At 70.3% G+C, this 22,488-nt stretch carries 25 protein-coding genes; 14 read left to right on the top strand and 11 right to left on the bottom strand.

Going from position 1 to position 22,488, the window contains the following annotated elements; genetic code table 11:
* The first annotated feature begins 22 nt into the window (after nt 1-22).
* Genes LXN01_RS14520 through LXN01_RS14505 form a run of 4 tightly spaced genes read left to right on the top strand, consistent with a single transcriptional unit; the run spans nt 23 to nt 3,104 of the window.
* Entirely contained in the window at nt 23-718 is a 696-nt protein-coding gene (locus LXN01_RS14520) for a riboflavin synthase (RefSeq protein ID WP_236866257.1), read from the top strand.
* Nucleotides 715-2,091, top strand: coding sequence for a 3,4-dihydroxy-2-butanone-4-phosphate synthase (ribB, locus tag LXN01_RS14515; protein WP_236866255.1), 1,377 nt, complete (start codon nt 715-717; stop codon nt 2,089-2,091). The genes LXN01_RS14520 and ribB overlap by 4 nt, the downstream gene beginning before the upstream one ends.
* Entirely contained in the window at nt 2,091-2,555 is a 465-nt protein-coding gene (gene ribH / locus LXN01_RS14510) for a 6,7-dimethyl-8-ribityllumazine synthase (protein WP_236866253.1), read from the top strand. Before ribB ends, ribH begins: the two co-directional genes overlap by 1 nt.
* Nucleotides 2,556-2,567: 12 nt before the next feature.
* Nucleotides 2,568-3,104: a hypothetical protein gene (locus LXN01_RS14505; RefSeq protein ID WP_236866251.1), complete on the top strand. Its 537-nt coding sequence runs from the start codon at nt 2,568-2,570 to the stop codon at nt 3,102-3,104.
* Nucleotides 3,105-3,153: 49 nt separating this feature from the next.
* Here the strand turns inward: LXN01_RS14505 and LXN01_RS14500 are convergent, their stop codons facing one another.
* Nucleotides 3,154-3,981 (bottom strand): hydrolase, encoded by an 828-nt coding sequence (locus tag LXN01_RS14500; protein ID WP_236866249.1) that lies wholly within the window; start codon nt 3,979-3,981, stop codon nt 3,154-3,156.
* A gap of 115 nt (nt 3,982-4,096) precedes the next feature.
* On the opposite strand from LXN01_RS14500, the gene LXN01_RS14495 reads away from it, so the two are divergent.
* Nucleotides 4,097-4,501, top strand: a complete 405-nt coding sequence (locus LXN01_RS14495; RefSeq protein ID WP_236866247.1) for a (deoxy)nucleoside triphosphate pyrophosphohydrolase — start codon at nt 4,097-4,099, stop codon at nt 4,499-4,501.
* Nucleotides 4,502-4,540: 39 nt separating this feature from the next.
* Here the strand turns inward: LXN01_RS14495 and LXN01_RS14490 are convergent, their stop codons facing one another.
* The 7 genes from LXN01_RS14490 to LXN01_RS16445 all read right to left on the bottom strand — a co-directional run bounded on the left by LXN01_RS14490 (nt 4,541) and on the right by LXN01_RS16445 (nt 10,365).
* Nucleotides 4,541-4,768: a hypothetical protein gene (locus tag LXN01_RS14490; protein WP_236866245.1), complete on the bottom strand. Its 228-nt coding sequence runs from the start codon at nt 4,766-4,768 to the stop codon at nt 4,541-4,543.
* A gap of 77 nt (nt 4,769-4,845) precedes the next feature.
* The gene (locus tag LXN01_RS14485) at nt 4,846-5,649 is read right to left on the bottom strand and encodes an enoyl-CoA hydratase-related protein (RefSeq protein ID WP_236866244.1); all 804 of its coding nucleotides are present in this window, start codon (nt 5,647-5,649) and stop codon (nt 4,846-4,848) included.
* Nucleotides 5,650-5,731: 82 nt separating this feature from the next.
* Complete coding sequence (locus LXN01_RS14480) at nt 5,732-7,174, bottom strand: alpha/beta hydrolase (RefSeq protein WP_272902521.1); 1,443 nt, start codon at nt 7,172-7,174, stop codon at nt 5,732-5,734.
* 60 nt (nt 7,175-7,234) lie between these two features.
* Nucleotides 7,235-8,335, bottom strand: coding sequence for an alpha/beta fold hydrolase (locus LXN01_RS14475; protein ID WP_236866240.1), 1,101 nt, complete (start codon nt 8,333-8,335; stop codon nt 7,235-7,237).
* A 76-nt stretch (nt 8,336-8,411) separates the two neighbouring features.
* Complete coding sequence (locus LXN01_RS14470) at nt 8,412-8,966, bottom strand: thiol-disulfide oxidoreductase DCC family protein (RefSeq protein WP_236866238.1); 555 nt, start codon at nt 8,964-8,966, stop codon at nt 8,412-8,414.
* Nucleotides 8,963-9,613 carry a hypothetical protein gene (locus tag LXN01_RS14465; protein WP_236866236.1) on the bottom strand — a complete coding sequence of 217 codons (651 nt, stop codon included), beginning with the start codon at nt 9,611-9,613 and terminating at the stop codon, nt 8,963-8,965. Before LXN01_RS14465 ends, LXN01_RS14470 begins: the two co-directional genes overlap by 4 nt.
* 44 nt (nt 9,614-9,657) lie before the next feature.
* Complete coding sequence (locus tag LXN01_RS16445) at nt 9,658-10,365, bottom strand: CPBP family intramembrane glutamic endopeptidase (RefSeq protein WP_236866234.1); 708 nt, start codon at nt 10,363-10,365, stop codon at nt 9,658-9,660.
* 80 nt (nt 10,366-10,445) lie between these two features.
* Between LXN01_RS16445 and LXN01_RS14455 the strand changes: the two genes are divergently transcribed.
* The 6 genes from LXN01_RS14455 (at nt 10,446) to LXN01_RS14430 (ending at nt 15,638) form a co-directional block, all read left to right on the top strand.
* Entirely contained in the window at nt 10,446-11,471 is a 1,026-nt protein-coding gene (locus tag LXN01_RS14455; RefSeq protein ID WP_236866232.1) for an NAD(P)H-binding protein, read from the top strand.
* 101 nt (nt 11,472-11,572) lie between these two features.
* The gene (locus LXN01_RS14450; RefSeq protein WP_236866230.1) at nt 11,573-12,523 is read left to right on the top strand and encodes a phytoene/squalene synthase family protein; all 951 of its coding nucleotides are present in this window, start codon (nt 11,573-11,575) and stop codon (nt 12,521-12,523) included.
* The gene (gene crtI, locus LXN01_RS14445; protein WP_236866228.1) at nt 12,520-14,091 is read left to right on the top strand and encodes a phytoene desaturase family protein; all 1,572 of its coding nucleotides are present in this window, start codon (nt 12,520-12,522) and stop codon (nt 14,089-14,091) included. Before LXN01_RS14450 ends, crtI begins: the two co-directional genes overlap by 4 nt.
* A complete protein-coding gene (locus LXN01_RS14440; RefSeq protein ID WP_236866218.1) occupies nt 14,088-14,450 on the top strand; it encodes a lycopene cyclase domain-containing protein in 363 nt (120 codons plus the stop codon). The genes crtI and LXN01_RS14440 overlap by 4 nt, the downstream gene beginning before the upstream one ends.
* Nucleotides 14,447-14,794, top strand: coding sequence for a lycopene cyclase domain-containing protein (locus tag LXN01_RS14435; protein WP_236866216.1), 348 nt, complete (start codon nt 14,447-14,449; stop codon nt 14,792-14,794). Before LXN01_RS14440 ends, LXN01_RS14435 begins: the two co-directional genes overlap by 4 nt.
* Nucleotides 14,787-15,638, top strand: a complete 852-nt coding sequence (locus tag LXN01_RS14430; protein WP_236866214.1) for a prenyltransferase — start codon at nt 14,787-14,789, stop codon at nt 15,636-15,638. The genes LXN01_RS14435 and LXN01_RS14430 overlap by 8 nt, the downstream gene beginning before the upstream one ends.
* Here the strand turns inward: LXN01_RS14430 and LXN01_RS14425 are convergent.
* On the bottom strand, nt 15,613-17,859 hold the full coding sequence (locus tag LXN01_RS14425) for a heavy metal translocating P-type ATPase (RefSeq protein WP_236866206.1): 2,247 nt from the start codon (nt 17,857-17,859) through the stop codon (nt 15,613-15,615). The genes LXN01_RS14430 and LXN01_RS14425 overlap by 26 nt on opposite strands.
* Nucleotides 17,860-18,024: 165 nt before the next feature.
* Between LXN01_RS14425 and LXN01_RS14420 the strand changes: the two genes are divergently transcribed.
* The gene (locus LXN01_RS14420) at nt 18,025-19,062 is read left to right on the top strand and encodes an asparaginase domain-containing protein (protein ID WP_236866204.1); all 1,038 of its coding nucleotides are present in this window, start codon (nt 18,025-18,027) and stop codon (nt 19,060-19,062) included.
* Nucleotides 19,063-19,325: 263 nt separating this feature from the next.
* Nucleotides 19,326-19,493 (top strand): hypothetical protein, encoded by a 168-nt coding sequence (locus LXN01_RS14415; protein ID WP_236866202.1) that lies wholly within the window; start codon nt 19,326-19,328, stop codon nt 19,491-19,493.
* A gap of 74 nt (nt 19,494-19,567) precedes the next feature.
* Here LXN01_RS14415 and curA read toward each other — a convergent pair whose 3' ends face one another.
* Nucleotides 19,568-20,587, bottom strand: coding sequence for an NADPH-dependent curcumin/dihydrocurcumin reductase (gene curA, locus LXN01_RS14410; protein WP_236866200.1), 1,020 nt, complete (start codon nt 20,585-20,587; stop codon nt 19,568-19,570).
* 72 nt (nt 20,588-20,659) lie between these two features.
* Nucleotides 20,660-21,460: a ribonuclease FAU-1 family protein gene (locus LXN01_RS14405; protein WP_236866198.1), complete on the bottom strand. Its 801-nt coding sequence runs from the start codon at nt 21,458-21,460 to the stop codon at nt 20,660-20,662.
* 31 nt (nt 21,461-21,491) lie between these two features.
* On the opposite strand from LXN01_RS14405, the gene LXN01_RS14400 reads away from it, so the two are divergent.
* Nucleotides 21,492-22,421 (top strand): amidohydrolase family protein, encoded by a 930-nt coding sequence (locus tag LXN01_RS14400; RefSeq protein WP_236866196.1) that lies wholly within the window; start codon nt 21,492-21,494, stop codon nt 22,419-22,421.
* The last annotated feature ends 67 nt before the right edge of the window (nt 22,422-22,488 follow it).

The following is a 22,488-nucleotide window of genomic DNA, read 5'->3' as shown; positions in this document are numbered from 1 at the left end:
GGCAGATCCGAAGAGGAGCAGCATGTTCACCGGAATCATCGAATCCCTGGGCGTCGTCACCGACGTCGACGTCAGGGACGACGGCGGTTTCGCCCGCATCACCATCGACGCCGGGCCGATCGTCGCGGACCTCCCGCAGGGCGGGTCGCTGGCGGTCAACGGCGTCTGCCTGACGGCCGTCCCCGCGACAGCGGACGAAGCGCAGCAGGCGGGCACGGACGGCCGATTCACCGCCGATGTGATGGGCGAGACTCTGCAGCGCACCAATCTGGGTTCGCTCACCGCCGGCAGCCGCGTCAACCTCGAGCGCTGCATGCCGGCAGGCGGCCGGTTCGACGGCCACGTCGTGCAGGGCCACGTCGACGGCGTCGGCACGATCAGCGAACTCGTCGACGAGGGCGGCTGGGTCCGCTTCCGGGTCGACATCCCTCAGGAGCTCGCCCCCTACACCGCGGAGAAGGGCTCGATCGCACTCAACGGGACCAGCCTGACGCTGACGGCTGTGAGCGCTCCCGGCGATCAACCCGCCTGGGTGGAGGTCGGGCTGATTCCGGCGACCCTGGAGAACACCGTATTCGGGAAGGCGGAGGCCGGCGAGCAGGTCAACATCGAGGTCGATGTGCTCGCCAAATACGCCGAACGGCTCCTGAGCTTCCAGCACACCGTTGACCTCTCCTCAACATCCGCACTGAACACGAAAGAAGGGCTGCAGGGATGAACAGCGGCAGACACACCGCCGGCGCATCGCGCCTGGACACCATCGACCGTGCGATCGCCGACATCGCCGCCGGACGACCCGTCATCGTCGTCGATGACGAGGACAGGGAGAACGAGGGCGACCTCATCATGGCCGCGGAGCTCATGACGCCCGAGTGGATGGGATTCCTGATCCGTCACACCTCCGGAGTGATCTGCACTCCGCTGACCGCGACTCGGGCCGCGGAGATGAAGCTTCCGCCGATGGTGTCGCAGAACGAGGACCCGAAGGGCACGGCCTACACGGTGTCCTGCGATGCCATCGCAGGCACCACCACCGGCATCAGCGCTTCCGACCGCGCGCAGACCGCCCTGGTGCTCGCCAATCCGGCACTGGGCCCCGAGGCGATCTCTCGTCCCGGCCACATCTTCCCGCTCATCGCCAAGGAGGGCGGTGTGCGAGAACGCGCGGGGCACACCGAGGCGGGAGTCGAGTTCTCACAGCTGGCCGGCCTGCAGCCGGTGTCGGTGATCGCCGAGCTCGTGCACGACGACGGGTCGATGATGCGCCTGGATGCGCTGCTGGACTTCGGCGCCGAGCACGAGCTGGCCGTGGTGTCGATCGAGGATCTCATCGTCTGGCTCGACGCCCGGGATGCGCGGGAGTTACCGCGGGCCGTCACGGGTGAACCGGTCACCCTGCCGAGCACCTTCGGCACCTTCACGGCGCGGGCGTGGGTGGTCGACGGGATCGAGCACTTCACTCTCGAGTCGGGTCAGCCGGCGAGCACCCCGGCCCCACTGGTGCGGGTCCACTCCGAATGCCTGACCGGCGACATCTTCGGCTCGCATCGCTGCGACTGCGGCGAGCAGCTCGAGCAGTCGCTGCGCCGGATCGCCGACGAGGGGGGCCTGTTCATCTACATGCGGGACCATGAGGGCCGCGGGATCGGCCTGGCGAACAAGCTGGCGGCCTACGCCCTGCAGGAGCGGGGCGTGGACACGGTGGACGCGAACCGCGCGCTGGGCTTCGCGGACGACGCCCGCAGCTACGGGGCGGCCGCCGCGATCCTCGAAGAGCTGGGCATCGAACGGGTGCGGCTGATCACGAACAACCCCGCAAAGGTGACTGCGCTGCAGGAGCTCGGGGTAGAGGTCGAGGAGCGCCTGCCCGTCGAGGTGCCGGTGCGTCCCGAGAACGCCAGGTACATGGAGACCAAGCGGGTGCGGATGAACCACCTGCTCAGCACCGCTGGCGACGCAGAATCACTCCCCGACGCGGGTCCGCTCTCCCAGGCACAGGATCTCCTGCAGACAGGGGATCTGACGCAAGCAGAATCTCTTCCCCAGGCAGAGCAACTCCCGCAGTCGAAGAGCGAAAGGAAGGCCGGCTGATGGCACACCACGGAGCACCCGATCTGACACCGCAGGCAGGATCGGGCTTGAAGGTGGCGATCGTCGCCTCCTCCTGGCACGACGAGGTGATGGACGGCCTGATCGCCGGGGCCCAGCGCGCCGCCGCCGAAGCCGAGATCGAACCGACCCTGCTCCGGGTGCCGGGCAGCTTCGAGCTGCCGGTGGTGGCGCAGAAGGCCGCAGCCACCCATGACGCCGTGGTGGCGCTGGGCGTGGTGATCCGGGGCGGAACACCGCACTTCGACTTCGTCTGCGCGGCCGCCACGGACGGCCTCAACCGGGTGGCTCTGGACAGCGGGAAACCGGTGGGCTTCGGACTGCTGACCTGCGACACCGACGAGCAGGCGCTCGATCGCGCGGGACTGCCGGGCTCGCGGGAGGACAAGGGCTACGAAGCAGCGACCGCGGCGCTGGCAACGGCAGAGATCCTGGCCCGGCTGTGATCTGACAGAGCGATGATCGACCCGTGGGACAACCTCATCGAGCGGATCGCGCGGACTCTGAGCGGCCTCCAGGACGGCGATTTCGAGGTCTACGAGTACGCCGACGAACCTGCCGCAGAGGGATCCGGCGATGAGGGGTTCGGCTCGGGGGGATTTCGCTCGGGGGGCTCCAGCGCCGGCGGCTCAGGCTCCGGCGCCGGCAGCCCTGCAACCAGCAGTCCTGGCCCCCAGAAGCAGTCGCGATCGAGACGCCGGAAGCCGAAGCATTCCCGCTACGGTCAGTGCATCTTCGCCGACCCGGAGAAGTATGAGGTCGGCGGCTACATCGTCGAGGTCGGCGCGAAGAAGTACGGCGGCTGGTTCCGCGACGACGGCTTCCCCGAGAACCCCGAAGGGCTGGCGGCTATCGGCTTCCGACGCTACAGCCCGCGCGAGAACTGGCGCACCGAGCTGACGAGCCCTGAGGAGGCAGCTCGAGCGCTGGTGCTCGGAATGCGTGATGGCCGCGACTGCACGGAGATCTGGCGCTTTTGGCGGGCGACGTCGTGACCGTCGGCGACCGCGCATCACGACGAGATCCGAAGGGAAGAGCACCCGTTCAGGTCAGGTGGTCGTGCTCCCCGGAGACCCATTCGGCGTACCGCTGCGCGGACTCCTGGACTGCGGCGAATGCCCCCGTGGGAATCTGCTGGCCGAAGTTGCCGTACATCCGGTCGAACTCCAGATCCGCGACCGAGGCGGCGATCCGCTTGACGACGTCGGCCGACAGGGGAAGGAAGTTCGGGAAGCTGCGCATGAAGGTGACCCAGCCGGTGCGGGCCACCGGCCCGATCGAGTCGCCGCTGAGCATGACGCCTGTCCCATCCCGCCCCGTCCACAGCGCGACCGCACTGCCGGGGAAGTGCCCGCCGGTGCGCCGCAGCGGAATCCCGGGCAGCACCTCGGCGTCGTCCTCGTAGTACCGCAGAGCCGAGCCTCTCCGCTGGACCCAACCCGCGTCGAGGGCGCAGACGAAGACGGGCGCGTCGTCGAAAGCGCCGCTCCATTCGAGCTGGGTTCCGAACATGTGCGGGTGGCTGGCGGCGATGGCATGGATGCCGCCGAGCTCGGCAACGGCGGCGACCGCCTCGGCGTCGATGTAGGGCGGGATGTCGAACAGCAGATTGCCGCGTTCGGACTGGGCCAGGTAGCACGTCTGCCCGATTCCCAGCTTCGGCTCGGTCCGCAGTGCGTACAGTCCCGGCTCCCGCTCGGTGATGGAGATGGTGTGGCCCTCGGCTTCGAGCTCCTCGCGGCTGGTCCACTCCTGCCCGGACTGCGGCACCCATTGGCGCTCGTCGTCGCAGATCGGGCAGACCGCCGGCGGTTCCGACTCCGATTCGACGCCGCAGGTCCGGCAGATCGTCACGTCAGTGAGTGCGCTCATGGTGGATGCCTCCTGCTGTCGAGGATAGTGCGCGGTTCCCGGAGGCGGCCAGGGTCGGACCGCGAGCGCGGTCGCGATCTCAGCCCGGAGCGCGGCTCCGGCTACAGTCGGACACATGTCCCGACACATCGAAGTCGTCGCCGGGGTGTTCGTCGACGACGGCCGGATCCTCGCCTGCCGACGCGCACCGGGCAAGAGCGCGGAAGGACGCTGGGAGTTCCCCGGCGGCAAGGTCGAGGCCGACGAGACACCGCAGGACGCGCTGGTGCGGGAACTGTCGGAGGAGATGTCGGTGACCGTTGCAGTCGGCGAGCTCCTCGATCGCAGCGCCACGCCGGTGGGCGACACGACCATCGATCTCGCCTGCTACTTCATCGCCGACTCCTCGGAGACTCCACGGCACAGCACCGATCACGATCTGATCCGCTGGCTGGCGCCCGAGGAGCTCGACACCGTGCACTGGGCCGATCCGGATCTGCCGGCCGTGGGAAAGCTGCGCGGCGCCCGGCTGCGGCTGTGAGCCGCCCGCAACAGTGAGCCGCGCCCGGTCCCTCAGCCGCTACGCACCGTCCTTCTTGCGCTCATCGCTGCGGTGCTCCGTTCGCTCCTGAGAGCGCGACGACCGCGGACTCAGGTACCGCACCGCGCGCATCACGGTCCAGAAGATCCCACGGAGGCCGAGCGCACGAACTGGAAGCCGCTCCCGAGCCGGGATGGCCAGCCGCCCGATGACGAAATACGCTCCGATCATCAGCAGCACCGCGAGGATGACGATGACGACTTCCATTCATTATTCTTGGCACCTCGCGCGCCCGATGACAAGACCTGTATCGCCTGCCGGTCACTCCTGTCCGCGGATGGGATTCAGTCCGTCCGCCAGCGCGGTTCCCGCTTCTCGAAGAAGGCTGCGATTCCCTCTTTCCTGTCCTCGGACTCCCACAGCACCCGGGATGCCCGCTCGGTCAGCGGCCACAGCTCTTCCTCCGCCAGCTCGCGGGCCTCGATGAGGGCCCGCGTGGTCTCCGCGACTGCAGCCGGCGAGTTCGCGGTGATGCGCTGGGCGAGATCGCATGCCGCCTCGAGCGCCTCTCCCGGCTCGGTGACCACGTTGACCAGTCCCATGTGCTGAGCGCGCACCGCCGAGATGGGATCACCCGTCAGCAGCATCTCCGCGGCAAGTGTCGGGGGCAGCTTCGACGGCGTTCGGAAGAACGCTCCGCAGTTGGCGACGACCCCGCGCTTGACCTCCGGCAGCCCGAAGCGGGCGTCGTCGGCGGCGACGACCATGTCGCACGCGAGCACCATCTCGAACCCGCCGCCGAGCGCGAATCCCTCCACCGCGGCGATCACCGGAACACTGCGCTGCCTGCGCACGAATCCGTATGAGCCGCCGTCCTCGGTCTTCGGGGAGGTGCCCTCACTCAGGTCGGTTCCCGCCGAGAAGTACCCATCGGCGCCGGTGAGCACGATGACCCTGATGGACGGGGTCACCTCGGCGACCGCGAAGGCGTGGTCCAGCGCGTCCGCCAACTCCTGGTTGACGGCGTTGCGCCGTTCGGGGCGCTGCAGCGTCAGGATCATCGCTCCCTGCGTGATCTCGGTGTGCAGCGGTGCGGAATCGGGGCTCTCCACCCTCGGGGACTGTGCTGACTGGGGCGTTTCGGGCACGGCGGACCTCCTTGTGAGCGTGCTGCAGTCAGTCTAGCGGGGGGCGCGGCTCAGCGGGACAGCATCGCAGCGGGGCCGCACCTCAGCGGGGCAGCAGCCGATCGGCCGTCAGCGCGGCAGCCAGCGTGCGGCCCACCAGGAGGCTGGGACCGCCGGTCCTCTTCAGACCGGTGAACCGGTCCGGCTGCCAGGCCAGCTCCCCTGCACGCCCGGCGGCCACCGCCTCGGCCGCGGCGAGAACGGCGTTCATGTGTGTGTCGAGGGCGCTGTGTCCGTGGCCGGGCAGATCGATGAGCATGCCTTCGGGTGCCAGGCGCACGATCTCCTCGGCCACCGGGCGCGGTGTGCGCAGGTCGCGGTCACCGGAGAGCACCAGCACAGGGACGTCGAACTCCGGAAGCGCCTGGGCCAGACGGTAGGGCTCGCCGACGAATTCGCCGTACCGGTCGCGGACCGCATCGAACTCGTGGGAACTGTCGAAAATCGCCCCGTCCCCGTCGGTGGGGTCCTTGAGCTCCCGGAACCAGATCTGGCCGACCAGGTCGAACTCCATGATGCAGGGCATCGTCTGCGACACCTCGGAGGTGCCCAACCGCTCGAGCAGCGCCTCAGTCTGCTTCACCCGGCCCAGGCGCAGCTGATTGAGGTACTGGTCGAGCACGTCCGGGCCGGCGAATTCGAAGATGATCCGCACGTTGCGCCCGAATTCCTGCTCGTCGACGGTGCCGGAGTCGACGAGATCGTGGATCTTGGCTGCCAGCAGCCGTGTCTCCGGGCCGCCCACGGTCCCGCGCAGGAGCAGGTCGCGGGCGTATTCGCGGCCGACCCGGTCGTCGACGACGGACAGCATCGGCGAGTCGAGCACGAGGCCGGCGACCAGCTCCGGGTGGCTGACCGCGAGCCCCTGTGCCAGGTAAGAGCCGTAGGACGAGCCGACGATGACGGCCTGCTCGATTCCCTCGGCGGTGAGGACGGCGGCGATGTCGTCGACGACGAGGCTGATCTGCATCGCCTCCAGCGGCAGGTCGTGGCCGAGCAGGTCGTGGCGGGACAGGCCGACTCCGCGGTGCTCGACCATGACGACGTCGAGACCGGAGGCGGCGGCCGCCCGCCGGAAGTGCAGGTACGGCAGCGCCGAGGCCAGCCCGGGGCCGCCCGGGATCACGACGACGGGAAGGGATTCCGCCGCCGAGGCGCCTGCCCGCTTCCGGCCTCCGGCACCACGCGCGAACGGCAGCCGGCCGGCCCGCGCCTCGGAGCCGAGGCGGATGTAGCTGAGGTCGAACTCGGGCCCGACGAAGCCGGCGGCCGCCGCTCCGGCGGCACTGGGGGCGAACGGATCCGCGGCGGTTGCGGGGGTTCCGCGGCCGGCCTGGGCGATGGTGGTCTCAGCGGCGGGCGCGACGCCGGGAGCAGTGTCCGCGGTGTGGTCGGCACCGGTTTCGGTCCAGGAGATCGGACGGCGGATCGACTTGAGGCCGGGAACCTGTTCGGCCCTGCGGCGCATGCTCGCTGATCTGTCCATGTCCGCCAGTGTAGGGGTGCCGGCGCCTCCGGACCGGGAGGGAGCGGGCCGCGCCGGGTGTCAGTCGAGGACGTCGACCTCGTGGATCGTCTCCGCGGCGAAGCTTCGCACCAGGCGGGCGAAGCGGCCCGGCTTCTCGAAGTGGAAGCTGTGCCCCGACCTGATCCGGGCGAACCGGCAGTCGGGGATGAGGTCGAGGGCACGGGCGGCGTCCTCGTCGGTCATCGCGGCGAGCAGCAGGCCGGCGTCGTCGTACTGCCAGTTGCAGTGGATCAGCAGCGTGGGCACGCTGATCGCGGCGAGCGTGAGCTCGTGATTGAAGTGGTCGTGGAAGCTGTTGTCGTAGAACGCCTGCCCGAAGTGCGGGTCGTAGGACTCCATGCCGCGGAAGAACTCGTTCATCAGCGGGGGCATGTAGGGCCAGCTCACCGGCGAGTCCGACCCGTCGAAGCGTTGATCGATGCCCGCCTGGCGGAGCCGGTCTGCGCTCCGGCCGAACAGCTCGAAGAACTCCGAGTGCTGCAGGTAGTAGGCCACGAAGTCATCGGTGCCGTCCTGGTCGAGGAAGCGATGGGCGATCGTCGCGAGGTCCCGGTAGTTCGAGGTGTCAGCGGCGCGCGGCATCACCGAGGAGAAGAACGGGGGATCCTCGAGGACGAGGGCGGAGACGACCTCCGGCCGGGAGGCACCCATCCACGCGCCGATCAGCCCTCCCGACGAGTGCCCGGAGACGATGGCCTGCTCTTCGATCACTCCCGCCACGAAGTCGGCGAACAGCTCGCCGAGCACCGGTCCGCTGTAGAGCTCCGGATCCCAGGCAGACCCGCCGTGGCCCGGCACGTCGACGGCGTAGACGTGGAAGTCGGCGGAGAGCGCGGGCATCACGCGGGCGTAGTTGAGCAGATCACTGGTCTGGCCGGGGATGAGGAGAAGCGCCGGACCATTGTCCGGGCCTTCGGCATATCGAATGGGATACCCGTTGATCATCGTCGCGCGTTCGGCGAAGCCGGCGGCCGCGGCGCTCGCGTGGTCACGGCGAGCGTAGGTGGTGTTCCGGAGCACATAGCCACCTGCGCCGGCAAGGCCCGCGACGAGCACGGCGCCGCAGGTGAGAGCGGAGAGTCTGAGAATTCGGGACGTCGGGGAGAGCGGCTTCGGCATGGAGAGCCCTTCGCGGTGGTGGCGTCACGTGCGGTGGATGGGTTCGCGTCGGTGGGATGGCCTCGTCCGCAGGCTATCAGGGGCCGCACTGCCCCGCGTGGGACTGGCACCACGGAGTCATTCCCGGGAAGCGGCCGCGGTTGCGGGCCACCCATTGGTAGGCACGGTCGAGCCCCTGCTCGATCCCGGGCAGCCCGGCGAGGCCTTCGAGGAGGCCTCGGGTCCGGGCTCGCCGGACGTTGCCGTGCCGGACGCCGCCTCGCCTGGCCCGTCCGGCGCCTCGGCCGGCCCGTCCGTTGCCTCGGCTGATTCGCTCGGCGGCAGGCCTCGACCCCACCCACGGCGCCGAACCGAGGATCGTGTCGAGGATCGCGGCGGCAGCCTGTGCTCCTCCCCGCTTTCCGCCGGCAGCGTCGATGGCCCAGATCTGGTACTCCGCCTGCTCTCGGGTGATCCCGAAGCGCTCGCGGACTCCCGGCGCCTGGTGGGCGAGGAATCGGACGCGGGAATGCCCGTCGAGGCGCTGCCCCAACTCCGCGCACCGGGTGCAGAAGCCGCAGTACCCATCGAAGATCACCGTCAGCGCCGGCTGCCCGGCCGCGGTGCGGGCAGTCAGCTGCGAGTCGGTCATGCGAACGTCACCCCTTCCGGCAGCGCCTCCGGCGCCGAGCACACGAGCACCTGGTCCTGCTGACTGACGGGGACGCGGCGGAACTCGCCCTCGCCCGGCAGGTCCCCCACGATCCCGAGGCACGCCTGCACCTGCTCGCTGCGGCCCAGGCCCCCGTCACTGAAGTTCGGCGTCGAGTAGCCGGGCGCCTTCGCCTGCACCGGCAGCGGCACCTCCATGACTCCCTCGTGCTCCTGACCCGGCTCCAGCCGGGTGCCGCCGACGACCGGCTGCACGTCGGGATTGCCGGAGTCGTCCCCGAGTCCGAACACCTGGCGGGAGATCCGCATGGTCCGGTCGCCGGCCGCGCCGACGTAGGCGAGGCGGGGATCCACATCGTCCTGGGTCATGTCGCTCATCCCGATCACCGCGGGCAGCTGGTCGACGACCGTGACCGGCTCCTGGCCGGAGTTCTCCAGCGTGTACTCGACGACGAGCGCCTCCCCGCGCACCTCGACCATGAACCCGGGGGTGATCCCGCGGGCGGTCGCCTGAACCGGGTAGGCGTCCTCCTGATCGCTTCCGAAAGCGGAGCACCCGCTCAGCAGCACGGCCCCTGCAGCAGCGACGGCGAAGGCGGCCGTCGCCCGCCGGCTGCCACGGCTCACAGCAGCACGGCCAGCACGGCTCACAGCAACACGGCCAGCACGGCTCACAGGATCACCGTCAGCAGTCCGAGCGTCACGCAGGTCCACACCGCGTGTGCCGCCACCGATGCGAGGACGTGTCCGGTGCGAGCGCGCAGCCAGGCCAGCGGCGCACCGAGCACCACAGCGGCCAGCACGAGCGCGGGGTTGAGGGTGGCGGCGGTGGCGAGTGCGTAGATCACTGTCGACCACAGCACCTTCCGCGCGGGCAGCGCCGCGAACACCCCGCCGCGGAAGGCGAGCTCCTCGGCCATCCCGACGATCAGCGCGGTGAAGAACACGGGCACGAAGTTCTCGGCCCGGATCGGGCCGAGCACCGATTCGACCAGCCCCGCGGTCAGCGGAATGAGGGACAGGGCCAACGCCCCGACCACGCTGATGAGCCCGATCACGGCACCGAACGCCACACCGGTCCCGCACGCCCGGCGCAGCGACACCGGCTCTCGATCCGGCTGCCGCGCGCCGCCCGCCGCCTCACTGCCACTCGCCTGCCCACGTGAGCGCCGGACCCCGATCGCGGTCCCGACCGCGAACACCGCGACCCAGCAGGCGGCCAGGATCGCGGAGTACCGGAAGAACTCCCGGGATTCATAGGGCACGGTGAAAGTCAGGTAGAGCGCCGAGATCCCGGCGGCCAGCGGGACGACGATGGCGGCCACGAGCACGGGCGAGGTGCGTCCGGTGCTCTGGGCGGTGTGCGGAGCAGATACCACACCCCCGATACTAGGTGATGAGCCCTGGGGACGAACCCGTTCCCGGAAGGCTCGGATCGTCTCCCACGAGTGAGGACACCATGCGCGTATTCGTCTCCGGGGCCACCGGCTACCTCGGCTCCCGCCTCGTCCCCGCCCTGCTGGCCGCCGGCCATGAGGTGACAGCCGGCGCCCGGCGCCCCGACCGCCTTGCGGACTTCCCCTGGTCGGACTCGGTCCGCGCGGTGGAGTTCGACGCCCTGCGGCAGGACACCCAGGTGCCGGCGATGCGTGGCGCGGACGCTGCCGTCTACCTCGTCCACTCCCTCGAGAACCGGGACTTCGTCCGCCTGGATGCACGCGCAGCCCGGGGCTTTGCGCGGGCCGCCGCCGAGGCGGGTGTCGGCCGGGTCGTCTACCAGTCCGGGCTGGTGCCCGAGGGCGAGCAGGCCCGCCACTCCCGTCACATCCGGTCCCGGCTGGAGGTCGAGGAGATCCTGCTGGCCGGCGCAGTTCCGACGCTGTCGCTGCGCGCGGCGATCATCGTGGGCGCCGGCTCCACCAGCTTCGAGATCGTCCGGCGGCTGACCGAGCGGCTGCCGGTCATCCCCATTCCGAGCTGGATGAACAACTGGGTGCAGCCGATCGCCGTCGTCGACGTCCTCCATGCGCTCGGATGCGCGCTGGCCGATGACCGCACCGGGTTCGTCGACATCGGCGGCCCGGAGATCATGACCTACCCCGACTTCATCCGGCTCTATGCCGATGTCGCAGGGATCGTCCGCCCGCAGGTCGCGGCAGGGCCGGTGCCGGCCGAGGTCGTCGGCCGCAGCGTGGCCCGGGTGTCCGGGCTGCCCCGCCGGACGGTCACCGCGCTGGCGCGCAGCGTCGCCGAGGACATGGTCTGCACCCATCCGCTGCCGTCGGACTGGTTCGCCGACCATCCGAGGACCGACGTCGCCTCGGCGATCCGGCGCGCGCTCAGTCCCGCCCGCACCGGAACGGCAGTCCTCGGGGACCCGCAGTCGGCAGCGGACACGGACGCCGACTGGAGCGGAGGTCACATCGAGATCTCCGGGGCCACCCGATATCGAAGCCTGTTCGGCCATGTGGGCGCCCGTGACTGACGGGACGACCGTGAGCTGTTCGGGGGCCGGCCGCCCGTGCGATACCTGTCCGGCGGCCGGCCGGCCGTGCAATACGCTGAGAGAATGACCGAGGCCGCCCCGTGACTGCGACCACCCCCGCCCAGTCCGCCTACACGCGGACGTGCCAGCAGGCGGCGCATCAGATCCTGCGCAGCTACTCCACGTCCTTCTCGCTGGCGACCCGCACCCTGCCGGCGCCCACCCGCGTGCACATCACCTCCGTCTACGCGATGGTCCGGGTCGCCGACGAGATCGTCGACGGCGGCTTCGACAGCTCCGATCCCGCGGCCAAGCTCGCGCTGCTCGATGACTTCGAGTCCCGGATCGCCGACGCGGTCGCCTCGGGATTCTCCACCGACGTCGTCGTGCACGCCTTCGCGCACACTGCCCGCCGCACCGCGATCGGGCCCGAGCACTGGGAACCGTTCTTCGCCTCGATGAGGGCTGACGCCCGGCCGCAGACCTTCGATCCCGACGGCCTCCGGCGCTACATCCACGGCTCCGCCGAGGTGATCGGCGAGATGTGCGTGCGCGCGTTCTTCGACGGCACACCACCCGCAGAGATCGCCGACGACGTCGACACCGGAGCGCGTGCCCTCGGCTCGGCCTTCCAGAAGGTCAACTTCCTGCGCGACCTGGCGGAGGACGCCGGGGAGCTGGGCCGGGCGTACTTCCCGGGGGTGGATCCCGAGCAGCTGACCGAGCAGCAGAAGCATGCGCTCGCCGCCGAGATCCTCGGCGAGCTCGACACCGCCGCCGCCCGGATCCCGCTGCTGCCGGCGGCTGTCCGGCCCGCAGTGTGGACCGCGCACGGGATCTTCCATGAGCTCACCCTGACCATCGACCGGACACCGGCCGAGCGGGTCCGCACCACCCGCATCCGGGTCTCGCAGCCGCGCAAGCTGCAGATCGCGGCGGCCGCGCTGGCCGGCCGGCCGCTCTCCCGCAGGCCCCGGCGCAATCGCAGCACTCAGCTCTGCACCACCGATTCCGGCAGCACCCAGCCCCGCACCACCCGAGGAGAACCATGAGCCGTGCCGTCGTCATCGGAGCCGGGATCGCCGGGATGGCCACCGCCACCCTCCTGGCCCACGAGGGGCACGAGGTCACCGTGCTGGAGCGCAATGACTGGCTGGGCGGTCGCGCCGGCAGCCACCGGGAGGCGGGCTTCACCTTCGACACCGGGCCCAGCTGGTACCTGATGCCGGAGGTGTTCGATCACTTCTTCCGGCTGTGCGGCACCTCAGCGGCCGAGCAGCTCGAGCTCGTGACGCTGGACCCTGCCTACCGGGTGTTCGCCGAGGACGGCCGGGTCGCCGACGTGCCGCTGGGCCGGGAGCGCGTCCGCGAGCTGTTCGAGTCCCTCGAGCCCGGCTGCGGTCCGCGCCTGGACGCCTACCTCGATTCCGCCTCGAAGACCTACGACATCGCGCTGCGCCACCTCCTCTACTCCACCTTCGACTCCCCCGCAGCGCTCGCCCACCCCGACGTGCTCGGCAACATCGGTCCGCTGGCCGGGATGCTCACGAGTTCCCTCGCGGAGCGGATCGAGGGCACCGTGACCCACCCGCTGCTGCGCCAGATCCTCGGCTATCCGGCAGTGTTCCTGGCGATGAGCCCGGATCGGGCGTCGGCGATCTACCACCTCATGAGCCGGCTCGACCTCATCGACGGCGTGCAGTACCCGATGGGCGGCATGTACACCGTGATCAGCGCGATCGAGCGCTGCGCGCGCGCCGCCGGCGTCGAATTCCGCACCGGCGCCGAGGTGGTCGCCCTGCCGGTGGACCGGGCTCGGGGCCGCGCCGCCCGGCCGGGCACCGTGTCCGAGGTGGTCGCCCGCACGAGCGCCGGGCTCGAGGTGCTCCCCGCAGACCTCGTGGTCGCGGCCTGCGATCTCCACCACGTCGAGACGACACTCGTCGAGCCGGGCTTCCGCACCACCGACAGCGCCGCCTGGACCCGCCGAGATCCGGGCATGGGTGGGGTGGTGATGATGCTCGGCATCGACCGCCGGCTGGATTCGCTGGCCCACCACAACCTGTTCCTCACCACCGACTGGGATGCCAACTTCGGGGCGATCTTCGGCGACGACAGATCCCTGCCGGACCCCGCCTCGGTCTACGTGTGCGCGCCCTCGCGCACGGATCCGGGCGTCGCTCCCGACGGCTGCGAGAACGTGTTCGTGCTGGTCCCGAGCCCGGCCGACCCTTCCCTGCGGTCGGGCCAGGTGGAGTTCGAGGCCTACTGCGACCGGATCGTCGAGCAGCTGGCCGCGTGGGCGGGCGAGCCGGACCTCGCCGAGCACATCGTGGTCCGCCGAACGCTGGGACCCGGCGACTACGTCGACGACTTCCACGCCTGGCAGGGCACCATCCTGGGCCCGGCCAACACCCTGCGGCAGAGCGTCTTCTTCCGCGACGGCGCGCGCTCCGCGAAGATCGGGAATCTGTACCGCGCCGGCGCATTCACCGCGCCCGGCGTGGGACTGCCGATGTGCCTGATCAGCGCGGAGAACGTCGTCAAGGCCCTGCGCGGCGACACCTCGGGCGGCTGGCTCGACGCGGTGGGCGCCGGCACCGCCCCGGAGCCTCGATGAGCTGGGCGTACCTCGGCTGCGTGCTGTTCTCGACGGCGGGCATGGCCCTGCTCGACTGGCGGCACCGGCTCTTCTGGTTCGCCGACTGGCGGCGGGCCGCTGTCGTCCACGGCATCGGCCTGGCCGCGTTCTTGCTGTGGGACGCCGCCGGCATCCTCTTCGGCGTCTTCGCCCGCGGCGACAGTCCCTACATGACGGGCATCGAGGTCGCGCCGGAGCTGCCGATCGAGGAGGTCTTCTTCCTCATCTTCCTGTGCTGGCTGACGATGAATCTCTACACCGGGCTGGCGCGGCTGCTCCGGCACCTCGGCCGCGCGAACGGCGCCACCGGCGCTCACGAGACGAGGCGCACGGCATGACCTATACCGCCATCAACATCGTCTTCCTGGCCGCAGCAGCGGCCGTCGCCCTGTTCGGTTGGACGCGCCGCGGGATCGCCCGGCTCGCCCTCCTCATCACCGCGGTCGCGCTGATCGCGCTGACGATCGTATTCGACAACCTCATGATCCGGGTGGGCCTGTTCACCTACGCCGACCCGCACATCTCCGGCATCACGATCGGGGTCATGCCCGTCGAGGACCTGTCCTACACGGTGTTCGCCCTGCTGGTCCTGCCCGCCCTGTGGGAGCTCACGGCCCGCCGAGAGCCGCGGTCGCCTCGGGAGCGGACCCCGTCGGAGCGGAAGGGAGAGCACCGTGCGTGAGCTGCTCATCGCCTCGCGGCCGCTGTCGTGGATCAACACGGCCTTCCCGTTCGCAGCCGCCTATCTGCTGGGCGGCGGCGGGATCGACCTCGCCTTCGTGCTCGGCACGATGTTTTTCCTCGTGCCGTACAACCTCGCGATGTACGGCATCAACGACGTCTTCGACTACGAATCCGACCTGCGCAATCCCCGCAAGGGCGGCGTCGAGGGCCACCTCGCCACCCCGGACCAGCACTCCCGGATCCTGATCGCCGCGGTCGTGGCCTGCGTGCCGTTCCTCGTGTACCTCTTCGTCATCGGCTCCTGGCTGTCCAACGCCGTGCTGGTGCTGAGCATGTTCGCGGTGGTGGCCTACTCGGTCAAGGGCCTGCGGTTCAAGGAGATCCCGGTCCTGGACTCCGTGACCTCCTCGATCCACTTCTCCTCGCCGGCCTGGTTCGGGCTGGCGCTGCTGGGGCAGCCGCTGGACGGCGACGCCTGGCTCATCCTCGGGGCGTTCTTCCTGTGGGGAGTCGCCAGCCAGGCCTTCGGCGCCGTGCAGGACGTCCTCCCGGACCGGGAGGGCGGCCTGAAATCGGTGGCGACGGCGTTCGGCGCCCGAGCCACTGTTCGGCTCGCGACGGTCGTCTACCTCGCCGCCGGAGTGCTGCTGGTGCTGACCTTCTGGCCGGTGCAGCTGGCCGGCCTGCTGGCGCTGCCCTACGCGCTCAACACCGGCCGGTTCTGGTCGATCACCGACGCCACCTCCGCCGACGCCCACCGCGGGTGGAGGGTGTTCCTGTGGCTCAACTACGTCGTCGGCTTCCTCGTCACCATGCTCATGATCTGGACTGCGCTGCGCTAGCCGGCTCCCCTCGGCTCGTCCCCTCCGCGGGCGCCGTGCCGACGAGCGCGTTCGGGGACAGGTCGACCCGGCGCAGCAGCTGCGCGTTGAGGGCCACCACCACGGTCGAGGCGCTCATCAGGAGCGCTCCGACCGCCATCGGCATGACGAAGCCGATGGGTGCGAGCACACCCGCGGCCAGCGGCACCGCGATGAGGTTGTAGCCGGCGGCCCACCACAGGTTCTGGACCATCTTCCGGTACGCGCGCTCCGACAGCTCGATGACCGACAGCACCGCGCGCGGGTCGTCGGCGGCGAGCACCACATCCGCCGAGGCGATCGCCACGTCGGTGCCCGCCCCGATCGCCAGCCCGATGTCGGCCTGGGCAAGAGCAGGGGCGTCGTTGACGCCGTCGCCGACCATCGCCACGGTCTTGCCCTGGTCCTGCAGCTGCTTGACCGCCGCACCCTTGCCCTCCGGCCGGACTCCGGCGAAGACCTGGTCGATGCCGAGCTCGCGTCCGACGGAACGGGCGACCGCCTCGGCGTCCCCGGTGATCATCGCAACCTCGATGCCGCGGGCGTGCAGCGCGTCGACCGCCTGCCGGGAGACCGCGCGGATCTCGTCGTCGAGGGCGAGCGCGCCGAGCACCTGCCCGTCGGCGACGACGTGGAGGATGATCGCGCCGCGGGCCTTCCAGTCCTCGACGCCGAGCTCGGCCAGGCCGTGCTGCTCCAGCATGCCGGGTCCGCCGACGGACACCTCGGCGCCGTCCACCCGTGCGGTGACGCCGAGCGCCGGCGACGAGGTGAAGTCGGTGGCCTCGGGCACGGTGAGTCCCCGCTGGGACGCCGAAGCGGTGATCGCGGTGGCAAGCGGGTGCTCGCTCGCCAGCTCCGCGGCCGCGGCGAGCGCCAGGATCTCATCGGCTGACCGGTCGCCGGCCGGGCGGATCTCGTTGACGACCGGGGCCCCCTTGGTCAGGGTGCCGGTCTTGTCGAAGAGGACGACGTCGACGGTTCGCATCGCCTCGAGCGCCGTCCGGTTCTTGACCAGCACGCCGGCGCGCGCGGCGCGCTCGGTCGCGATGGAGACCACCAGCGGGATCGCGAGGCCGAGGGCGTGCGGGCAGGCGATCACGAGCACGGTGATGACGCGAGTCAACGCCTGCTGCGGGGTGCCGAGGATCAGCCAGGCGACGAGGCTCAGCGCAGCGGCGCCGAGGGCGTACCAGAACAGCCAGCCGGCGGCCTTGTCGGCGAGCCGCTGGGCGCGGGAGGCGGAGCGCTGGGCCTCGTCGACGAGCCGGGCGATGCCCGACAGCGCCGTGTCCTCACCGATCGCGGTGACCTGGACGCGAATGCCGGAGTCGGTGGCGATCGTGCCGGCCACCACGTGCTCCCCCTCGCCGCGGGCGACCGGCCGCGACTCGCCGGTGATCATCGACTCGTCCATCGCTGCGCTGCCGGCGACGATGACGCCGTCCGCGGGCACCCTGCCGCCGGGCCGGATGAGCACGATGTCATCGAGGCGGAGGTCGTCGGGGGCGACCTCCTCGGTGGCGGCACCGTCTGCGGAGAGGCGCTCGGCGGTGTCGGGCAGGAGCGCCGCCAGGGAGCCGAGCGCGGACTGGGTGGAGGCCAGCGAGCGCATCTCGATCCAGTGGCCGAGCAGCATGATCACGACCAGCAGGGCGAGCTCCCACCAGAACTCCAGGTGCATGCTCACGATGCCGAGGAAGGCGGCCCAGGAGGACAGGAAGGCCACGGTGATGCCGAGCGAGATCAGCATCATCATGCCGGGCTTGCGATCCTTGAGCTCGGAGACCGCGCCGGTGAGGAACGGCTTGCCACCCCAGACGTACATGACCGTGCCGAGCACGACCGGTGTCCAGTTCACCAGCGGGGTGTCCGGCAGCGAGTAGCCGATGATGTTCGCGAAGCCATGGGACAGCAGTGTCGTGGGGATCGCGAAGACGAGCATGATCCAGAACAGATTCCGGAACATCGTCACGTGATGCGAGTGGTCGTGGCCGCCGTGCTCCCCGTGGCCCGAGTGATCGTGGTGCTCGGCATGGCCGGAGTCGTCGTGGCCGGAGTGGGCGGAGTGGTCGTGGCCGGAGTGGTCGTGCTCGCCCCCGGTCGGCTCGCCCTGCCTCACGTGGCCGGCATGCTCCTGACCGAGCACGTCGTGCTGGTCGTGGCGTGGGTGCTTCCCTGCGGAAGGGCTCTCGTGGCTCATACTTCCCCACGCTATCCCGATCGCGCAGTCATGCAAGGGCGCCCGGGTCTTCGGCCTCGCAGCCGCCCGTGTCCTGACGCACGGCTATCCTGACGCCCAGGACCATCTTCCCATCGAATCTCAGTGCTCGATTGGAATCCCAATGCCCGACCGAAAGGGAGCCGCATGCCCACGCTTCACGTCATCGCCCTGGGCGGCACGATCGCGTCCAGCTCTTCGGACACCTCCGGCGGGGTGCAGCCGTCCGCCTCTGCCGACGAGATCGCCGCGGCCGCCCAGCTCGACACCCTGCCGACAGGAGCACCGGAGGTCACCTTCGAGCAGCTCGCCCAGGTGGGCTCCGGCAGCATCACCCTGGAGATCCTCGCCGAGGTGGCGCGCTCTGCTCGCCGCGCCGCCGCACGCGGGGCCTGCGGCATCGTCCTGACCCAGGGAACCGACACCCTGGAGGACTCGGCATTCGTGCTCTCGCTCCTCAACGACTCGGGTATCCCGATCATCCTGACCGGCGCCATGCGCAACCCCACCCTGCCCGGTGCGGACGGCCCGGCGAACGTCCGCGCCGCTGCGATCGTCGCCCTCGACCCCCGAATCCGGCAGCTCCCCGCGCTCGCGGTCTTCGCCGACGAGGTCCACGACCCGACATTCGTGCGGAAGGCGCACACGAGCTCGATTGCCGCCTTCACCTCGGGCCCGGCGGCCGGCCCGCTCGGCTGGGTCGTCGAGGACCGGCTGCAGCTGCCGCACATCCCGGCGGCACTCGCGCTGCCGGCGGAGTTTGCCGTTCCCGAGGCGCCCGGTTCGGAGACCTCCCAGGCCGCCGAACCATCGGCACATTCCCCCTTCCCCGAGGTGGCGCACATCGAGGTCGGACTGGGCGAGTCCCTCCGGTGGATCGATCAGCTGCCCGACCTCGGGTACGCGGGTGCGGTGCTTGCGGGAGTGGGCGGCGGGCACGTGCCGGCATCGACCGTCGAACGGGTCGAGCGGCTTGCAGGTCGCATTCCGGTGGTGCTCGCCTCGCGGACGGGTTCGGGTTCGACATTGGCGCACACCTACGGCTACCCGGGAGCGGAGATCGACCTGCTCTCGCGCGGGCTGATCCGGGGAGGACGTCTGGACGCCCGGAAATCTCGTCTCCTGCTCACCCTCGCCCTCGGTGCAGGAGTCGCACCGGCAGCGGTGTTCGAGGACTTCGGATGAGACGATCAGCCCCCTGACTGATGAGGGCTCGGGTGAGTCCTCCCCCGCGGTCGCCGGCACCAGGCTCCAGCCGGGAGAGACACCCCACCTCGTCGATCGTGCTGCCAACGGGTCCTGCCGAGACTTGTGACCGGTCGCGCGCCCGCGACCTGTCCGAATATCAGCTGCACGGCGTACCCTCGGTGGTATCGGACCTGGGTGTCCGGGATCAGCCCGCGACTGAAGACAGTTCAGTCAAGTCGAAACGAGGGAACGGTGCTCTGATGACGAAGCCGAATCCGAACCGCTCACCCTATGAGGGTGCCGGGCTGCTCATCACCCTTGCGACCACCCTGGTCGGGGCGGCGGCCACAGCCCTGGTGGTCAAGTTCCGCCGAACCAAGGGCACTCACGGTTCCGACGAGCACCGCAAGGACGACACTGCCGGCTGAGCTCGCAGCTCAGCCGGCAGTGTCGTCGGTCGGGACCTGAGTCGCAATTCCTCAGTCCGCGACCGTGATGCTCCTCAGTCCGCGACCTTGATGAGGGTCTTGCCGAAGTTCTTGCCGTCGAGCATGCCCACGAAGGTCGCCGGCGCGTTGTCGAGGCCTTCGGTGATGTCCTCCCGGTACTTCACCTTGCCGACGCGCACCCACTCGCCCATGTCGCGCAGGAAGTCCGCGAATGTCGACTCCACGAACTCGGTCTGGATGAAGCCGCGCAGCAGCAGGCTCTTGGAGAGGACGCTGCGCATCAGAGCGGGAGTCCGGTCCGGCCCTTCCGGCAGCGAGGTGGCGTTGTAGTTGGCGGCGAGCCCGCAGACCGGGACCCGCGCGAAGGTGTTGAGCCGCGGCAGCACTGCGTCCCACACCGCTCCCCCGACGTTCTCGAAATACACGTCGATGCCGTCGGGCGCGGCGGTCTTGAGCGCTCCGCGCAGGTCCTCACCCCGGTGGTCGAGCGCGTGGTCGAAGCCGAGCTCCTCCAGGTAGGCGACCTTCTGCGATCCTCCTGCGATGCCGATCGCGGTGCAGCCTGTGAGCTTGGCGATCTGCCCGACCGCCGAACCGACCGGCCCCGTGGCGGCGGCGACGGCAACCGTCTCACCCTCCTTCGGCTGACCGATCTTGAGCAGACCCGCGTAAGCGGTGAAGCCTGGCATTCCCAGCACGCCGAGCGCAGTGGTGACGGGCGCCTCGGCGGGGTCGAGCAGCCGCAGGCGCGAGGCGGGCTCGACGGAGTACGACTGCCAGCCGGCGTAGCCCTGGACGATCTGCCCGGGGGTGAACTCGGGCACCGTGGATTCGACGACCTCGGAGACAGTGCCTCCGACGATCACGTCGCCGACCTCGACGGGAGCGGCATAGGACTTGGCGTCGGACAGGCGGCCGCGCATGTAGGGGTCGAGCGACAGATAGAGGGTCCGCAGCAGGACTTCGCCGGACCCGGGTTCCGGGACCGGGGCGTCGTCGTGGATGAAATTGTCCGGTTGCGGCACGCCCACCGGGCGGGAGGCGAGGCGGATTCGGCGGTTCATCTCGGTCATGCAAACTCCTTCGGTCGCACAGGGATCGGTCCTGGTCAGTCTATGCGGGAGGAGTCGATCCCGCTGAGCGGCTCAGTCAGCGGGCGCCCCGCGCCCGACCCGCCCGACGCAGCCGACGCGGCCGACGGCGCCCGACCCGCCCGACGGTGTCGGCGGCAGGAAGCCGTCGAGGTGCTCCGCGCCGGGCACCGGCCACGCCGGGTCCGGCAGCCAGGTCGTCCACTCCGCGTCGAAGGCCCAGTGGCCGGATTCGAAGGCGGCAACGGCCAGCTCGGCGTTGGCCTCGATCCGGGCGACCGCCTCGGCGTCCCACATGCCGTGCTCCAGAGCACCGGCGAGCTCGTCCTCGTCCTTGCGGCGGATGACCCCGGCCGGCGAGATCGTCAGGTCGAGGATGTGGTCGCTGGTGAACAGCTCGGTCGTGCCGAGGCGCCGGTGTTCGTGCTCGAGGTTGACGTACCAGCCGCGGAATCGGCCGTCGTCGCTGTGGAACACCCAGACGGAGAACGGCATCTCCGCCGGCACGATCCGCAGCACCCCGCCTCCGTACCAGCGACTCGGCACCTGCACGCGGGCCAGGGCGCGATCGGCGTGCGCGAACCGGATGCCGTCGGGCACCTGGCGAGCGGTGAGCGCCTCGAAGCCGCGCAGCCGGCTCTCGGCGGTCGGGGTGTCGCCGGCCAGCCACAGCACCAGCCCGCGCTCGTCCTCGCGCACGACGCGCATCGGCTGCACGATCTCGCCGCCGAACCGATCGAAGTCGATGCGCCGAAACCGCCAGCGCACGATCTCCCCGGGTCGGCCGTACGGCTCCCGGCCGACGGCGCGAGTGCCGGAGGGCAGCGACAGCGGAAACGGGTCGGTCGAGGTCATGGGGACATTGTGTCCCATTAGAGTAGGGAACATGCTCGACGAACCCCGCGACGATGCGGACATCCCCCGTTTCCTCTCCGAGCTCGGCCTGCCCGGGCTGGCCGACATCCACGTTCACTTCCTCCCGGAGCCGATGCAGGAGAAGGTGTGGGCCTACTTCGACGGCGCACAGCGCAACTACGGCCGTCCGTGGCCGATCAGCTACCGGTTCGACGTCGACGCCCGCCTGGAGATCCTCCGCGGCTTCGGGCTGCGCGCGATCCCGGCACTGACCTACCCGCACAAGCCGGGCATGGCCGCGTGGCTCAATGACTGGAACGCGCAGTTCGCCGCGAGCGACCCGGACATCATCCACTGCGCCACCCTGTATCCCGAGCCCGCTGCAGCCGACTATGTGCCCGAGGTGATCGCGGCGGGCGCCCGCCTGTTCAAGGTCCACGTCCAGGTCGGGGCCTTCGCCCCGGACGATCCGCTGCTCGAGCCGGCCTGGCATGCGCTGGAGACCACAGGGATCCCGGTGGTCATCCACGCCGGCTCCGCCCCGCTGCCCGGTGAGCACACCGGTCCCGAGGCGGTCGCCGCGGTCCTCTCCCGTCACCCCGAGCTGTGCTTCGTCATCGCCCACATGGGCATGCCGGAATACCACGCCTTCGCCGATCTCGCCGAGGAGCACCCGGGCGTCCACCTCGACACCACGATGTTCAACACCGACTTCACGAACGCCACGACCCCATTCGACGAGGCCTACCGCACTCGGCTGGCAGGGCTGGCCGACAAGGTCGTGCTCGGCTCGGACTTCCCGAACATCCCCTACCCCTACGCCCACCAGCTGCAGGCGCTGTGCCGACTGGGGCTCGGCGAGGACTGGCTGCGCGCCGTGCTGTGGGACAACGGCGCGCGGCTGCTGGGGCTGGACGCGCGGGTCGGCGCAGAGGGCGGGCACGGTTCATCCGGCCGGTGACACGGGTGACGCGCGCGACACGGGCGACGCCGGTGACACGGGCGACACACCAGGTGTCCCAGTAGGA

The sequence above is a fragment of the Brevibacterium daeguense genome, assembly GCF_021729135.1.
Classification (GTDB): Bacteria; Actinomycetota; Actinomycetes; order Actinomycetales; family Brevibacteriaceae; genus Brevibacterium; species Brevibacterium daeguense.
This window is presented reverse-complemented; position numbering and strand designations above follow the sequence as displayed.

Coding starts and splice junctions, on each gene's coding strand:
- LXN01_RS14520 (WP_236866257.1), top strand. CDS start 23: ATGTTCACCGGAATCATCGAATCCCTGGGCGTCGTCACCGACGTCGAC.
- ribB (WP_236866255.1), top strand. CDS start 715: ATGAACAGCGGCAGACACACCGCCGGCGCATCGCGCCTGGACACCATC.
- ribH (WP_236866253.1), top strand. CDS start 2,091: ATGGCACACCACGGAGCACCCGATCTGACACCGCAGGCAGGATCGGGC.
- LXN01_RS14505 (WP_236866251.1), top strand. CDS start 2,568: ATGATCGACCCGTGGGACAACCTCATCGAGCGGATCGCGCGGACTCTG.
- LXN01_RS14500 (WP_236866249.1), bottom strand. CDS start 3,981: ATGAGCGCACTCACTGACGTGACGATCTGCCGGACCTGCGGCGTCGAA.
- LXN01_RS14495 (WP_236866247.1), top strand. CDS start 4,097: ATGTCCCGACACATCGAAGTCGTCGCCGGGGTGTTCGTCGACGACGGC.
- LXN01_RS14490 (WP_236866245.1), bottom strand. CDS start 4,768: ATGGAAGTCGTCATCGTCATCCTCGCGGTGCTGCTGATGATCGGAGCG.
- LXN01_RS14480 (WP_272902521.1), bottom strand. CDS start 7,174: ATGGACAGATCAGCGAGCATGCGCCGCAGGGCCGAACAGGTTCCCGGC.
- LXN01_RS14475 (WP_236866240.1), bottom strand. CDS start 8,335: ATGCCGAAGCCGCTCTCCCCGACGTCCCGAATTCTCAGACTCTCCGCT.
- LXN01_RS14470 (WP_236866238.1), bottom strand. CDS start 8,966: ATGACCGACTCGCAGCTGACTGCCCGCACCGCGGCCGGGCAGCCGGCG.
- LXN01_RS14455 (WP_236866232.1), top strand. CDS start 10,446: ATGCGCGTATTCGTCTCCGGGGCCACCGGCTACCTCGGCTCCCGCCTC.
- crtI (WP_236866228.1), top strand. CDS start 12,520: ATGAGCCGTGCCGTCGTCATCGGAGCCGGGATCGCCGGGATGGCCACC.
- LXN01_RS14440 (WP_236866218.1), top strand. CDS start 14,088: ATGAGCTGGGCGTACCTCGGCTGCGTGCTGTTCTCGACGGCGGGCATG.
- LXN01_RS14435 (WP_236866216.1), top strand. CDS start 14,447: ATGACCTATACCGCCATCAACATCGTCTTCCTGGCCGCAGCAGCGGCC.
- LXN01_RS14425 (WP_236866206.1), bottom strand. CDS start 17,859: ATGAGCCACGAGAGCCCTTCCGCAGGGAAGCACCCACGCCACGACCAG.
- LXN01_RS14420 (WP_236866204.1), top strand. CDS start 18,025: ATGCCCACGCTTCACGTCATCGCCCTGGGCGGCACGATCGCGTCCAGC.
- LXN01_RS14415 (WP_236866202.1), top strand. CDS start 19,326: ATGACGAAGCCGAATCCGAACCGCTCACCCTATGAGGGTGCCGGGCTG.
- curA (WP_236866200.1), bottom strand. CDS start 20,587: ATGACCGAGATGAACCGCCGAATCCGCCTCGCCTCCCGCCCGGTGGGC.
- LXN01_RS14405 (WP_236866198.1), bottom strand. CDS start 21,460: ATGACCTCGACCGACCCGTTTCCGCTGTCGCTGCCCTCCGGCACTCGC.
- LXN01_RS14400 (WP_236866196.1), top strand. CDS start 21,492: ATGCTCGACGAACCCCGCGACGATGCGGACATCCCCCGTTTCCTCTCC.